Origin of the sequence: Methylobacterium sp. R2-1, assembly GCF_014191355.1 — a bacterium.
Lineage (GTDB): Bacteria > Pseudomonadota > Alphaproteobacteria > Rhizobiales > Beijerinckiaceae > Methylobacterium.
Window position 1 is genome coordinate 272,305 of record NZ_JACHWM010000002.1, and the last position, 14,617, is coordinate 286,921.

The 14,617-nt window shown below is 70.8% G+C and carries 7 protein-coding genes; 2 read left to right on the forward strand and 5 right to left on the reverse strand.

Annotated features, from left to right (window positions below; all coding sequences use genetic code 11):
- Positions 1–193: 193 nt before the first annotated feature.
- Positions 194–388, reverse strand: coding sequence for a hypothetical protein (locus tag FHU13_RS28510; RefSeq protein WP_183434538.1), 195 nt, complete (start codon positions 386–388; stop codon positions 194–196).
- Between the two features lie 709 nt (positions 389–1,097).
- Between FHU13_RS28510 and FHU13_RS03915 the strand changes: the two genes are divergently transcribed.
- The gene (locus FHU13_RS03915; protein ID WP_183434539.1) at positions 1,098–3,134 is read left to right on the forward strand and encodes a methyl-accepting chemotaxis protein; all 2,037 of its coding nucleotides are present in this window, start codon (positions 1,098–1,100) and stop codon (positions 3,132–3,134) included.
- A 155-nt stretch (positions 3,135–3,289) separates the two neighbouring features.
- On the opposite strand, the gene FHU13_RS27490 is transcribed toward FHU13_RS03915, so the two are convergent.
- The 4 genes from FHU13_RS27490 to FHU13_RS03935 all read right to left on the reverse strand — a co-directional run bounded on the left by FHU13_RS27490 (position 3,290) and on the right by FHU13_RS03935 (position 7,246).
- The gene (locus tag FHU13_RS27490) at positions 3,290–3,568 is read right to left on the reverse strand and encodes a hypothetical protein (RefSeq protein WP_246714463.1); all 279 of its coding nucleotides are present in this window, start codon (positions 3,566–3,568) and stop codon (positions 3,290–3,292) included.
- 602 nt (positions 3,569–4,170) lie between these two features.
- On the reverse strand, positions 4,171–4,878 hold the full coding sequence (locus FHU13_RS03925) for a FecR domain-containing protein (RefSeq protein WP_183434541.1): 708 nt from the start codon (positions 4,876–4,878) through the stop codon (positions 4,171–4,173).
- Between the two features lie 149 nt (positions 4,879–5,027).
- The gene (locus FHU13_RS03930) at positions 5,028–6,980 is read right to left on the reverse strand and encodes a glycosyltransferase (protein WP_183434542.1); all 1,953 of its coding nucleotides are present in this window, start codon (positions 6,978–6,980) and stop codon (positions 5,028–5,030) included.
- A 35-nt stretch (positions 6,981–7,015) separates the two neighbouring features.
- Positions 7,016–7,246 carry a hypothetical protein gene (locus FHU13_RS03935; RefSeq protein ID WP_183434543.1) on the reverse strand — a complete coding sequence of 77 codons (231 nt, stop codon included), beginning with the start codon at positions 7,244–7,246 and terminating at the stop codon, positions 7,016–7,018.
- Between the two features lie 346 nt (positions 7,247–7,592).
- Here FHU13_RS03935 and FHU13_RS03940 point away from each other — a divergent pair, with 346 nt between their 5' ends.
- A complete protein-coding gene (locus tag FHU13_RS03940; RefSeq protein ID WP_183434544.1) occupies positions 7,593–14,594 on the forward strand; it encodes a beta strand repeat-containing protein in 7,002 nt (2,333 codons plus the stop codon).
- The last annotated feature ends 23 nt before the right edge of the window (positions 14,595–14,617 follow it).

The window sequence follows — 14,617 nt, forward strand, 5'->3', positions numbered from 1 at the left end:
CGGCGTCGCCGGAAAGTCCGGGGCGCGGTGCCGGATGATCGCTGTCCTCAGAAGACGAGGCTCCGGCGACCCAGCCAACATTTCAGCGGGATGGTTCCGCCACGCCGGCAACCGCCGCTTAAGTTGTTGCCCGGGGATGTGTTCCTGTTTAATCCGTCACAAGACTGTGATTTTCAGTCTATCGGCGACTACCTCAGCCGGCCTTCTCCACCGCCGCGGTCAAGGCGGGCAGATCGGGTTTCGGACCGAGCCCGATCGTGTCTCGGGCCCAATCGAGCCTCGTCGGCGACGGGTCGCCGGGGCGACCGAGGGCGACCTCACGACCGTCGGCGCAGGTGATGAGCCGGGGGTGCAGAAAGCCCTTCTCGAAGCGTCCCTGGATGGTCACGGCTTCGCCCTTGCCCGCCAGCGTGCCGCCCTCGCGGCCGGTCTCGACCAGGGCGCGGCCCGTGCCGTCCGGAATGATGTACTTGTTGCCGTAGATCTCGGTGACCTCGCCCTAGCGGCGATGGCACCGACGACGAGGCCGTGGCGGTGCCGGCGCGGGCGCCCTGTCTCCGTTCAGATCACTCTGCCCGCCTGATGGCTCACCCAGCAGATCCGCTCCCGGAAGAGGTTCGGCTTCTCGATGCGACACGGCCAGATCGTGGCTCAAGCTTGCCGCGGGTCGTTTCGGCCATGCTCCGTCCCCGCAAGTCCAGAACTTTCACCGGCCGCAGCTGGGCGACGATGTTCTCCGGTTTGTGCCGCCTCGCTCCCACCGGTGACGCCCGACTTCAGGCAATCCCGTCATAAAGAAGGATCTGTCCCTGCCCGCGCACTTCGACGGCCCGCGGTAAACTCATCAGGCGAAGCCCCTCTTTGTCTACGTCGCGATTGCGATAAAAAGAGTCGCCATGCGACAAGAACATACTTGCTTTCAACGTATATATTCAATTCTTTCAGTTTAATTATCTCTCAAAGAGCTAATTATTTCGAGTCGATATGGGAATGTCGCTGCGAATGGCAGCGTTCTTCGCATGTTTAACCCAAAATAATATTTTTAACTTATAGATCTGTCACGGCATTACGCCGAGGCGAAGAGATCTGCCATGTTCATGAGACGCAGCTTGGCCAACAAGCTCATGCTCGCTGCCGGAACGGCGGTGACCGCCGTTCTGGTGGGATTCCTCGGCATAACGAGCTGGAGGACGGCTGATCGCGTCAGGTCCGAGGTCACGGACCTAGCGACGGAGAAGGCGGCGGGCGTGGCCGCGCAAGTCGGCACACAGATCACCGAGGCCGTGTCGGCGGGCACGGCCATGACGGCCGGCTTGTCAGGCCTTCTCGAGACCGGCGGGGCGCGGCGATCCGACGTCGTGGCCGTCACCAAGGCGACGGCGCTGCGCTACCCGAACATCTACGGCGCCTGGATGGCCGATACGGTCGAGCGTCTCTCCGAGGCGAGGCTCTCCGGCACCGAGGCCGTGAACGCGAAGGGGATCTTCACGCCGTACTGGACCAAGACGGCGGCCGGCGGGCTCGAATTCTCGACCTTCACCTTCGACGGCACGGAGCAGTGGTACAAGGCGCCGGTCGTCTCCGGCAAAAGCCTGGTGACGGAACCCTACCTCACCACCCGCGGCGACCTCGTGACGTCGATCACGGCACCGGTCAGCGTCGGGGGCCGCGTCGTCGGCGTCGGCGGCGTCGACATCAAGCTCGACAAGCTGCCGGAGATGCTAAGTGCGCTGCACCCCTTCGACAGCGGGCGGGTGATGCTGCTGTCCAACGGCGGCAAGTGGCTCTCGCCACCCGCCAAGAATCAGGAGATGAAGCCCTATTCCGGTTTCGGAGCGGACGAGGTCAAGGCGGCCCTGTCGGACGGGAGGGTGCGGATCCTCACCGGCAGCCCGGACGGCGCGCTGCGCCTGATCTACCCCTTCTCGGCGCCGGGGATGAACACGACCTGGGCCGTGGTGATGGACGTGCCCGAGCACGTCATCTCGCAGCCGATCTACAGGCAGCTCGCCGAGACGGCTGCGGGCGGCGGCGCCGTCCTGATCGTCGTGCTCGTCACGATCTTCGCGATGTCGAAGATCCTGATCGACCGTCCGCTGAAGCACTCCGTCCAGACAATCGAGGCGCTGATCGACCGGCGCTACGACGTTGCCATTCGGGATACGGATCGCGCCGACGAGGTCGGCTCGATCGCCAAGGCGCTGGAGGTGTTCCGGGACAAGGCACACCGGGCCGAGCAGCTGGCCGAGGAGCAGGAGGCGCAGCAGCAGCGTCAGCTGTCGCGCGCGGAGTCGATCCGCAGCCATTCGCAGAGCTTCGACAGCAAGGTGTCGCGCCTGACGGACGCCGTGCTGAGCCTCGTGAACGATCTCGACACCGCTTCCTCGACCCTCACCAGCGGCGCCGACTCGACCAGCATGCGCAGTGCGTCCGTGGCGGCGGCCTCCGAGCAGACCTCGGCGAACGTCGCGGCGGTCGCCTCCGCGGCCGAGGAGCTGCTCGCCTCGGTTCACGAGATCGGGCGCCAGATGAACCTCTCCACGGAGATCGCCGGGAACGCCGTGAGCCAAGCCCGGAACGCCAACGTGAAGGTCGACGCCCTCGCCGAGGCCGCCCACCGCATCAGCGAGGTGATCAAGCTCATCTCCACCATCGCTGCGCAGACCAATCTGCTGGCACTGAACGCCACGATCGAGGCGGCCCGCGCGGGCGAGGCCGGCCGCGGCTTCGCCGTCGTCGCGGCGGAGGTGAAGGAGCTCGCCAACCAGACCTCGCGCGCGACGGACGAGATCGCCGTGCAGGTCGAGGCGGTCCAGACCGGCACCGGGGATGCCGTGCGGGCGATCCAGGACATCTCGAGCACGATCCAGCGGATGAACGAGATCGCCCGCTCGATCCAGGAATCGGCCTCCCAGCAGGGTCTGGCGATGCACGAGATCGCCCGCAACATCCAAGAGGCCTCGGCCGGCACCCGCGAGGTCTCGGCGAGCATCTCGGCCGTCTCGCGATCCGCCAGCGAGACCGGTGAGACCGCGCAGGTCGTGAGTTCCGCCGCGGTGACCCTTCAGGACAAGTCGAACGAACTGCGCCAGGAAGTTCTGTCCTTCCTGTCGAACGTCCGGGCGGCTGGCTGACGGCGAGGGCGACGGCAAGGGGCGACGGGAAGGATAACGGCGGCATACACCGTTCGTCGCCGGGGCCGGGTTTCGAGCGGCACGCCGGTAACAGGCACGAAAAACCCCGCTCCGGAGAAACCCGGGCGGGGCTGAGGTCCGTGGCGGCCTACTGACTACTGGCCCGCGCCATTGCCGCTTCCGCCACCGGCGCTGCCTTGGGGAACGGCGCGCTCGGGCTGATTGGCATTGCCACCGGCGGCAGAGTTGCTTGTGATGGTGTCGGCCCCCGTGGCGCCGCGCGAGATCGTCACGCCTCGATCGCGCCCGCCGGTGACGCTGCCGTCATCCGTCACGATCACCCCCGATCCGGGCCGAGGTTGGGCCGTGGCGGGGAAGCAGGCGGCTGCGAGCGCCAACCCGAAGGCACAGGCTATCGTCGATGGGTACTTCATGATGGTTCCTGTCGATATCTGCATGAGCAACCCGGCCTGAGGCCTGTTGTTCGTGCCCGGTCGGGAACCGCACCGTTCTCTCACACTCGTTGGACCAGTTACCGTTTTCTTGGGAGGCGGATCCATAACACCGCTCGCCGATCCCTCACTTCGATGGCCGGCAACGAACGCAGTCGCGGGGTAAGACTTCCGCGCGGCGGGTTACGCCGCCTGGACGAGTCTCCGGCGCGCAACACCTCGTCTTTTCCTGCGAAACCAGGCGCCGGCCTCTCCAAAACCGTCAAGGTTTGGCTATCAGGCTGATCCGGTCACCTCATGATTGATCGCCGTCATGCTGTCCGTCTCCCGCGCCGTCGTTTCGAAGCACCGTGAGATTTCCGCGTTGCTCGCGACCTATGCCATGTTCCTCAGCGGGGTCCTGATTCTCGCCTGGGCGGCATAGGCCCCGGGCCGGAAACGGCCGAGGTCTCGCCGATCCGGAGCCGGGAGCATCGGCGGGGCACCGTCCGCGACGGTTGCATCCTCCCGAACTCGTCCGGCAACGGCTTCGCTCGAAGCGGGATGTGAACGTGATTCCGGGTTACCGTCGATGGGGATAGGGCTCAGCGTCCGCACAGAGCGGCGAAGGCCGCCGGTTGCGGCACCCCGCCTCCCTCCGAGAAGCGGGTCGGCGTGCACAGGCCCGGATTGGCGCCGCAATAGCCATTGAAGCTGAAGCGCGTGGCGGAGCCGCGTGGGGCGGGGGTCACGCCACTGGCGGTCACGATGACGACGGAGCCGGGCTGGTCGAGAGTGAGGCAGGCCTGCGGGCTCGCTTGGCGCGTGCAGACCCGAACCTCGCCCTCGACGAGGGTGATGACCGAGCGCGCGCCGGTCGTCCAAACATCGAACACCGTTCCCCGGACGCCGATCGTCGCGACGGGTGTCTTGATCTCGTAGGCCTTCTTGTCGAGATCGCCGGTCACGAAGCGGTAGGTGCCCTTCAACAGGTTGAGCGCCACCTTCCCGGCCGGCCGCTCTTCCGAATAGACGTACTGGTTGAGCGCGATGCGCGCGTTCGGCCCGATCGAGAGGTTGGTCTGGTCGAGGAAGACGATCTTGGCGAGACTGTCCGCTCCGGTCTGCACCGCCTCGTCCCGGAACACCGTGTCCCCCTCGGCGAGGCTGTTCTTCTGCGCGCCCTTCAGGCGGGACACCTCGTTCTTCACCACCGTCGTCGCACCGATCTGCTGGGCCGACGCGAGGCCCGTCAGGCCCAGCGCGAGGCCGACGGCCAAGCCGGCGCAACAGATCTGTCTGACGAGGCTCATCGCGGCGCAGTCCATCGGCAAGTCGCCCCATCGTAGACGCGAAACCCGCGGCGGCAACGGTGCCGCAAGCTTTTCCCGGCGGTGTTGCACATCGACGGCAAGCGCGCGGCCGATCTTCGACGTGTCCGCCTCCGGCCGAGGCGGGGGATCTACTGAATATCGGCGCCCCCCGAGGCGGGAGGGCCGATCCGGTAGAGGTCGCGCGGATCGGCCCCGATCTGGCGCCGGAGGGTCGCGATCGCCTCCGGGGGCAGGGCCTCGATCCAGGCCCGGAAGCGGACATGGTCGGGCCGGTCCCGGGCGCCGGCGGGCGGCGTCTCGCCCAGGGCCTCGTAGGCAGCCGCGTAGGTCGCGAGGCCGTTGACCGTCGCCGCCCCGGTCCAACCCATGGGAAGACCGCTCGCCCGCGCGCCGAGCAGGAACACGCGGTCGCCGATCTCGGCCAGCGGCCGGGGCGTCAGCGCCCAATGGCCGAACAGGTGGAAGCCTGCCGGAAGGAAGAGGTAGCCGCTGGCATCGACGAAGCGGTCCGCATCCTCCTCCGGAAGCGGCAGGACCGTCAGGTCCGGGCGGCAGAGCCGGCGGGACGTCGTGACGATCCCGCACCGTTCAAATCCGACGCGCAACGCCGCGACGAGGCAGCGTTCGATGTGATCCGGATCGTACCAGCACCCGGCATCGAGGAAACAGACCGCCGTATAGCCCCGCGCGGCCGCGAGCAGGCCGCCAGCGGCCCAGGCCGCGCGGGTGCCCGCCTCGCCTGTCGGGCCGAGGCGGATGTGGTCGGCGACCAAGGCGTCCAGCGTTTCCTGCAGCCCCTCCTGCGGTGCGCCCTCCGCGAGCAGGATGTGGTCCGCCGCCACGGTCTGGCCTGCCACCGAGGCGATGCAGCGCCGGAGCGTCTCGGGACTTTCCGAGCGGTATGCCGTCACCACGGCGATTCGCGGGGCACGATCCTTCAGCGTCTCCGTCCAGAGGGATCCGCGCGCCCTCAGGCGGTCGTAGGCGTAGTCGCGGTTGGCCCGCACCCGTTCGCGTGTCGAGGAATCGAGACCTTCGCGCGTCAGGAGAACCGCGCAGGCGACGAGGCAGTCCATGGCGCGCCCGGCCCAGTAGGCGTTGACCGCGAATTCGTCGAGCAGCCCGATCTCGTAGATCCAGGGCTGAAGGAACAGGCTGGCCTCCGGCTGCGGACGACCGAGCCCGCGCTCCGCGGCCGCAAGCCCGCGCGCCCACTCGCCCCGCTGCCGGCCGATCAAGGCTGCGGCATGCAGCGCCTCGACGCGCTCCGGCACGGTCGCGCTCGCGCGGTCGAGCACGGCCAGGACCGCCTCCGTCGGGGCCCCCTGCCGCGCCATCAGCTTGCCGGCATTGAAAAGGCTCTCGAACACCTCCTGATCCCAGAAGCCGAGCTCAGCCCGCGCGAGATAGGCCTCGAGCGCCCGCTCGAACTGCCCGGCATCGCGCAGGCTCTGGGCGAGGTAGAAGGTGTAGCGGGCGCGCAGGAACGGATCGGTCTCGACCGCCAGCGCCGCCTCCAGGAGAGCGGCATCCCGGGCGAACTTTTGGGGATCGCGCGAGCGCGCCCCGTCGCCGCCGTAGATGATGTGCAGCCCCGCCGCCGCGACGTGAGACCGCACGGTGTCCGGGATGTCGAGAAACTCGTGCAGGACCGACCGGTAGCTGAAAGCGAGGCGGTTCGAGAAGAGTTGCGGCCGGCGGTACACCGCGCCCCCGTGATGGATGTCGAGGTCGTAGACATCCGCGGACAAGCCGGCCTTGAACGCCGCCGGGTCGAAACCCGCTTCGAAGGCGAGCCGGTCGTCGGCGTCGATCACCAGCGCATAGTCGATCGCGGGGTCCTGCCGGAGCGCCGCGAGGGCCGCGCTGCGGTTGTGGGCGAAGTCCTGCCACGGCTGTTCGGCCACCGTGCCGGGAATCCCATGGCAGGCGAGGTAAGCCCGCACGATCTCCGGCGTGCCGTCACGTGAGCCGGTATCGACGATGACGGCGCCGTCGATGAGGGGCCGGACGCTGTCGAGGCATCGCTCCACGACATGCGCCTCGTCCCTGACAATCATGCACAGGCCGATCGTCGGCATTCATCCGTTCCCCGACACGCCACCGTTCGATCGGGTCACGGGCCCGTGCCGGAGCCTGACCGCATCGCCGATGCTAGAACATCGTCCCGAAAGCTGGCCGCCGGCTTGTCAGAAAAGACGATGCAAAACACCGGCGAATCACGGCCGGCGACGATCAGCAAGGGGCCCGGATTCCCGCCGCTTTCCTGGAACTCTTCCATGGTTCTGTTGCGGCAGACCCACACGTCACGGCCTTCTGGCCAAATTCGCCTGCGGAAGACCGTCATCACCGACAATGTTCGGCTTCATGGAGGCGAGGCGAGACGCTATTGTCCGCGAGCAGTCCACCCGGCAAACCAACAAAAGTATGATCATGCCGCCGGCAAGGCTGCCTCCGCGCGGGGGCTGTTTCGATCAGGAAAAGCTCTTCGCCGGTGTGCGCAGGTTCGGCCCCGGCGATGCGCAATCAACGGGGTCGGCTCGTCGATGGAAACATCGGCTATGCGTGAGACAAATTGAAAAATAAGGCTCGACCCCGGCCCGCAATTGGAAAACGCGCCGGTGGGGCCGGGCGGTTCGGCGTGCGGTGGGGCCGGCGGCCTCGGGGCACGAGCGCGGGACGGGGTTGGGGGCATGGCTCAGCATAAGCGCGACGCGCTGCTTACGACCGTCTTCGTCGGGAGCGCCGTCTTCGCCCTGTTGTTCCAGGGCGCACCGGCATGGCCGGCCAGCGGAGGCACCGGTGGGCGGACATCGGGCGACACGCTCGACAACGGCAGGCCCGGCGCCGACGCGCCCGCGGGCAGTGCCGACCCCGACGGCATTCTCGGCAATTCCGGGGCCGGCGGCGGTGGCAATGGCGGCGGGCCGGGTCTCGCCGGCGGGGCCGGTGGAAGCGGCTACGCCTTTCCGGATGGCGACGGCCCGCTGGTCGCGAGCCCAGGTGGCGCGGGCGGTGCTGGGGGCACGAACGGTTCACGGAACGGCGGCGATGGCGAGGACGCGCCGAGCTTCTCCACGAGCGGCGCGGGCGGCGGCGGCGGCGGCGCGAGCGGCAACGGCGTCGCCGGCCAGGCGCAGATCGACAATGCGGGCGTGCTGACCGGCGGCGCCGGCGGCCGGGGCGGCGGGGCGGCCCACTACGATACCGCGCGGCCCGGCAGCTTCCAGGGCGGCGGCGGGGGCGGAGCCGGCGGCGAGGGGGCGATCGTCACGGGTGCTGCGGGGACGAGCACCAACCGGGGCGGCGGCACCCTGCAGGGCGGGGCCGGCGGCGCGGGCGGCGACGCGCAGGCGGGCGGCGGTGGCGGTGAGGGCGGCATCGGACTGCGCAACGCCGGAGCGGGCGCCTTCATCAATACCGGAGCGATCCTGGGCGGCGACGGCGGCAACGGTGGCGGCACGGCGCGGGCCGATGGCGGACCCGCGGGGGCCGGCGGCGCGGGCGGGATCGGCGTCTTTCTGTCCGGCCGCAGCCCCTTCACCAATGCGGCGGGCGGCACGATCACGGGCGGGGCCGGCGGCATCGGCGGGAGCCTCGGATTTCCGGGCCAAGCTCCGCGCACGATCCTCGGGGTGTCCGGCGAAGGCGGCGCCGGTCTCTCCGGACCGGCCGGTGCGAGCCTGTCCAACGCCGGCAGCATCACCGGCGGGATCGGCGGCGGCGGTGCCGTCGGCGCGCCCGGCTTCGTCGAAATCACGGGACCTTCGGGGGCGCCGGTCGCCATCGGCGGAACCGGCGGAACGGGGGGTGCCGGCGGCCGCGGCGGGGCCGGCGTGCAGCTCACCGGCGCGGAGGGCTTCAGCAACACCGGCCTCCTGGCCGGCGGGGCGGGCGGCATCGGTGGGACGGGGGGGGCGGCCGGCGGCCGCGGCGAGGGGCCGTCCGCCCCACCCGACGCGTCCGGCGGCACGGGCGGCATCGGCGGAACGGGCGGGACCGGGCTGCGGATCGGCGGCGGGACCACCCTCGGCAATGCCGGGACCGTTCTCGGCGGCGACGGCGGACGGGGCGGCGACGGCGGCCTGCCGGGGTTCAGCCTGGAAAGCCGCGGTGGGGACGGGGGCCAGGGCGGCGCGGGCGGGATCGGGGCGCAGATCGCCGGCACCGACTTCACCAATTCCGGGCTCATCGCTGGCGGCCGCGGCGGCGCGGGCGGAGCCTTCGGCACGGACGGCGCCTCGGGCGCGTCCGGCGCGACGGGCGTTGCCGGAATCGGCGGCACCGGTCTCCTGCTCGACGGCGCGACCCGTCTCACCAACGCCGCCGCGGGCCGCATCGCGGGTGGCACGGGCGGGACCGGCCGCGGCGCGGGCGGGATCGGCGTGCTCGCCCCCACCGGTGGCACCCTGATCAATGCCGGGACGATCACCGGCGGTGCGGGGGCCACCGGCGCGAGCGGCGCCGCGGGAGGCCCCAGCGGTGTCTTGGGTGAAGGCTTGGGCGGAACGGCCGTCGTCGGCGCCGGTCTCGCCATCGTCAATTCCGGCCTCATGGCGGTCGGGGCCGGCGCCACCGGCCCCGCCGCGGCGGAGACGGGCCGGGCCATCAGCTTCACCGGCGGGCTCAACAGCCTCACCCTGACCTCGACCGGGCAGATCGAAGGGGCCGTCGTCGCCTTCAGCGCCGCCGACCGGCTCATCCTCGGCGGTGCGACCGACGGAACCTTCTCCGCCGCGGCGATCGGAACGCAGTTTCAGAATTTCGGCGTGTTCCAGAAGGTCGATGCGGGAGTTTGGACGCTCACTGGAACGACGCCGGCGGTAACCCCCTGGCAGATTTTGGGCGGGACGCTGGCAATCAGCACGGATGCCAGTCTCGGGGCGCCCTCCGGCGGCGTTCTGCTGAACGGTGGGACGCTCCAGGCCACCACCGGCCTCTCAACTGCGCGGACGGTCACCTTGGGCGCGGCCGGCGGGGCGATCCAGACAGATCCGGGCGTCGCGATGGTTGCGAGCGGGCCGCTCACGGGCGCGGGCGGGCTGACAAAGACGGGGGCCGGCACCCTGACCCTGACCGGCGCCAACAGCTATACCGGGACGACGACGATCGCGGCCGGCACGCTGGCGCTCGCGGGTGCGGGCACGATCGCCTCCTCACGCGCGGTCGGTGTCACCGGCGAACTCGACCTGTCGCAGACGAGTGCGGGTGCGCGCCTCGTCACCCTGTCGGGCACCGGCACCGTCACGCTGGGGACGCAGACGCTCACCGTCACCGAGGGTTCGACCACCTTCGCCGGCACGATCCGCGATACCGGCGGCCTCCTCGACTCGGCCGGCGGCGGCCTCACCCTCGCGGGCGGGCGGCTGACGCTCACGGGCAGCAATACCTATACCGGCGCCACCACGGTGAGCGGCGGCACCCTGGCGCTCGTGGGCTCCGGCGCGCTCGCCCCGTCGAGCGGCGTGGGGCTGGCGACCGGCGCCGGCCTCGACATCACGGGACTGACCAATGGCGGCACCGCGATTGCCGGCCTGTCCGATACCGCCGCGGGCCAAGCCGGCATGGTGAGCCTCGGCGCCAACCGCCTGACGCTCACCAACGCCGCCGGCATCTTCTCCGGCGCGATTACCGGCACCGGCGGGCTGACGCTCGCGGGCGGCACGCAGACGCTCGCGGGCCCGAGCGGCTATACCGGCGCAACCCTCGTCTCGGCCGGCATGCTGCGGGCGGGCGCCGTCAACGCCTTCGCGGAGGCTTCGGCCTTCACCGTAGCCGGGGGAGCGACCCTCGACCTCGCCGGTCTCAGCCAGACCATCGGCTCGCTCGCTGGCGCCGGCAGCGTCGCGCTGGGGGCCGGCACGCTCACCACGGGCGGCGACGGACGCGCGATGGCCTTCTCCGGCTCGGTTTCCGGCGCGGGCGGCCTGACCAAGGTCGGGGCCGGCACGCTGACGCTGTCGGGGACCAATACCTATACGGGCGGCACGGCGCTGAACGGCGGCACGATCCTCGTACCGAGCGATGCCAGCCTCGGCGCGGCGACGGGCGGCCTGAGCTTCGGCGGCGGCACGCTGGCCACCGGCACGAGCTTCACCACGGGCCGCGCGCTGACGCTCGGCGCCTCGGGCGGCACGCTAGCGCCGGACGCAAGCGCGAGCCTCACCCTGACCGGCGTGGTCGGCGGCCCCGGCGGGCTCACCGTGGGCGGGGCCGGCCGCGTCATCCTGACCGGGGCCAACGGCTACGGCGGGGGCACACGGGTGAATCCCGGCGCCACCCTGCAACTCGGCGACGGCGGCACGGCCGGCGCGATTCCCGGCGATGTCGTGGCCAACGGCACGCTGACCTTCAACCGCTCGGACCGGCTGGATTTCGCCGGCGTCATTTCCGGCTCCGGAACCCTGAACCAGTCGGGCGCGGGCGTCACGACGCTCACCGGCAGCAATGGCCCGGCGGCCCCGTTCACCGGCACCGCCACCATCAATGCCGGCACGCTGGCGATCAACGGCACCTTCGGCGACACCGCCGGCAACACGGCAAGCGTCAACGTCAACACCGGCGGCACGCTGCACGGGTCGGGCACCATCGCCGGCTCGGTCGCCGTCAACGGCGGCACCGTCTCGGCCGGCAATTCGCCGGGCACGCTGACGGTCGCCGGCAACTACACCCTCAATCCCGGCTCGACCTCGCTGTTCGAATTCGGCGCGCCGGGCGTCGTCGGCGGAGCGAGCAACGACCTCATCAATGTCGGCGGCAATCTCGGGCTCGGCGGCACGCTCAGCCTCGTCTCGGCGGCCGGTGCCACGGCTGCACCGGTCTCGGGTGCCTACCGGCTGTTCAACTACGGCGGCACGGTCTCGGGCACCTTCGACGGCGTCACGACGCCGAGCGCCGGCACCAGCGCGCTCGTCTACACCGACATCCCGAGCCAGGTGAACGTGCTGCTCACCAACGGCAACCAGTCGGTGCAGCTCTGGGACGGCACCGACACCACCGGCGTCGCGGCCGGCGGCCAGGGCGGCACCGGCACCTGGAGCGCGGGCGGCACCAACTGGACCCGCCTGCCCGGCGGGCAGATCAACGACATCTGGCGCTCCGGCGTCGGCCTCTTCGGCGGCAGCGCCGGCACGGTGACGGTGACCGGCACGCAGAACGTCCAGGGCCTGCAATTCACCGCAGACGGCTATCGGCTCGGCGGCACAGGCACGCTCAACCTGACCGGCGACCCCTTCATCACGGCGGGCCAGAGCTTCGTCACCGTCGATGCGGGCGTTTCCGCCACCATCGCCAACACACTGACTGGACAGACGGCGGGGATCGGCCTGCGCAAGCTCGGGTCCGGCACGCTGACCCTGTCGGGCGCCGGCAGCTATACCGGCACGACGACGATCGAGGCCGGAACGCTGGCCCTCGCGGCCGGCGGCGCGCTGGCCTCCCCGGTGACGACGCAGGCCGGGGGCAGCTTCGCCAATGCGGGCACGGTGGGCGGCGGCCTCACCAATGCCGGCTCCGCCGGCAACGACGGCACCATCGCCGGACCGGTCACCAACAGCGGCAGCTTCGTCAACCGCGGCACGGCGGGAGCGCTGACGAGCACGGCGGGCACGGTGACCAGCACCGGCACGCTGAACGGTGCGGTGACGATCACCGGCGGCAGCCTCGCGCTCGGTCCGGGCAGCCTCGTCACCGGCGCGCTGGCGAACAGTGCCGCGGTGACGGCTCAGGGCCGGATCTCGGGTCCGGTGACGAACCTCGCCGGGGCAAGCTTCACCCTGACCGGGGCCCTGGCGGACCTCACCGCCCTGACCAATGCCGGCAGCGTGAGCCTGGCGGGCAACGCTCTCGGCGTCGATACGCTGACGGGACAGGGCGGGGTGATCCAGAACGCCGCCGCCACGGCGGCGACGCTGACGCTGGGGTCCGGCAGCACGACCGGGACCGTGCTGCAGGACGGTGCGGGCGGCGGCGCGCTGTCCCTGGCAAAGGTCGGGGCCGGCACGCTGACGCTGACAGGGGCCAGCACCTATCGCGGCGGGACCACGGTGGTGGGCGGCACGCTGGCGCTCGGTGGGCCGGGCTCGGCCGGCAGCGGCGCCATCGCCCTGGATTCCGGCACCCGTCTGGCGTTCCTCGGCAGCGGCTACACGGTCGAGAACGCCATCCGCCTCACCAGCCCCGCCGTCGCCACGATCGATTCCGGTCCGGGAGCGATCGCCCTGTCGGGCCCGATCTCCGGACCCGGCAGCCTGGAGAAGGCCGGCCTCGGCACGCTGGTGGTGTCTGGCACCGGGACTTACGCCGGCGGCACCGCGGTCACGGCCGGCATCCTCCAGGTCGACGGGGCGCTCTCGGGAGCGTCGGCCCTGATGGTCGGGCCGGGTGCGGGCCTGACCGGAACCGGACGGATCGGCGCGCTCACGGTCCAGTCCGGCGGCTTCGTGGCGCCCGGCAACGCGGCCAACCTCACCGGCACGCTGACGGCGGAAGGACCGGTGGTGCTTGCATCAGGCTCCACCCTGGCGACGACGCTGTCGCTGACCGCGGCGAGCCGGCTGGTCACGCCGTCCACCGCGACGATCGCCTCCGGGGGCATCCTGCAGATCACGCCGTCGACGCTGGCCTACACCACCCCGGTGCGGCTGCCGATCCTGGTGGCAAGCGCGGGGCTCACGGGCCAATTCACCACCGTCAACTTCACCGCGCCGGTGCGGGGCCTTCAGCCGACGGTCGGCTACGACGCCAACAACGCCTACATCCAGTTCGGCGAGGGGGAGCCCGGCGGCCCGACCGAGCCGGGGCGGGACCTGACAAGCGCGATCGCCTCGGCGCAAGGCCTGGCGCGCGACCGCTTCGGCGCCTTCGTGACGCAGCGCGTCCTCGGCAGCGTGCTCACCGGCTTCAACCAGCAGATCAGTTGCGGCGACTGCCTCAGCGGCTTCGGCATGGCCGGCTCCTACAGCGTCGGCGCGCAGGGCCGTAAGGCGCTGACCGAGGAGCTGATCGTCATCGGCGGCTTCGCCTATACCGGCTACGACAGCGGCCGGGTCCGCGTCTCCGGCGCGCCGATCTTCGCCGGCCTCCTGCGCTACGATCCGGCGGGCCTCGGCTCAGTGCGGCCGTTCGTGGATGTCGGCGGCCTGTTCGCGCCGAGCCAGAACACGACCTACAGTCGGGGCTACACCTTCGGGAACATGACCGGTCAGGGCATCGGGCAGGTGTCGAGCGTCGGCGGCTCGGTCTTCGGCCGGGTCGGCGCCGTCGCCCGCCTGTCGCCGCAGGACGAGGTCGCGGCAGCCGTCGAGTACAGCCGCGGCTGGCAATATGCCGGCGCCTACAACGAGGGCCTGCTCGCCCCGAACCCCTACGCCCTGGCGAGCCGCGGCGGCACCGACATCATCAACATCGCCAAGGTCGGCGGGCAAGTCACGCACCTGTTCGGCACCGCGATCGAGGCACAGCTCAATCTCGGCGTCGCCCACGGATTCGGCCTGAAGAGCGGCCTGCGCGGAACGGTGGCCGACGTGCCGTTCACGACCCCGATCAAGGATCTGACCTGGGCCGAATACGGCGCACGCATCAGCTACCGACTGCAGCAGGATCTCGCGCTCGACGGCTTCATCCTCGGCACGCTCGGGCCGCAGCCGGTCGGCGACACCATCCACGGCGGCGCCTCGGTGCGCTACGCGTTCTGACGTTTTTTCCGCGCGAGAAGCGG

Excerpts from the sequence above, each read along its gene's own strand:
- FHU13_RS03915 (WP_183434539.1), top strand. The coding sequence starts at position 1,098 with ATGAGACGCAGCTTGGCCAACAAGCTCATGCTCGCTGCCGGAACGGCG.
- FHU13_RS27490 (WP_246714463.1), bottom strand. The coding sequence starts at position 3,568 with ATGAAGTACCCATCGACGATAGCCTGTGCCTTCGGGTTGGCGCTCGCA.
- FHU13_RS03925 (WP_183434541.1), bottom strand. The coding sequence starts at position 4,878 with ATGAGCCTCGTCAGACAGATCTGTTGCGCCGGCTTGGCCGTCGGCCTC.
- FHU13_RS03930 (WP_183434542.1), bottom strand. The coding sequence starts at position 6,980 with ATGCCGACGATCGGCCTGTGCATGATTGTCAGGGACGAGGCGCATGTC.
- FHU13_RS03935 (WP_183434543.1), bottom strand. The coding sequence starts at position 7,246 with ATGACGGTCTTCCGCAGGCGAATTTGGCCAGAAGGCCGTGACGTGTGG.
- FHU13_RS03940 (WP_183434544.1), top strand. The coding sequence starts at position 7,593 with ATGGCTCAGCATAAGCGCGACGCGCTGCTTACGACCGTCTTCGTCGGG.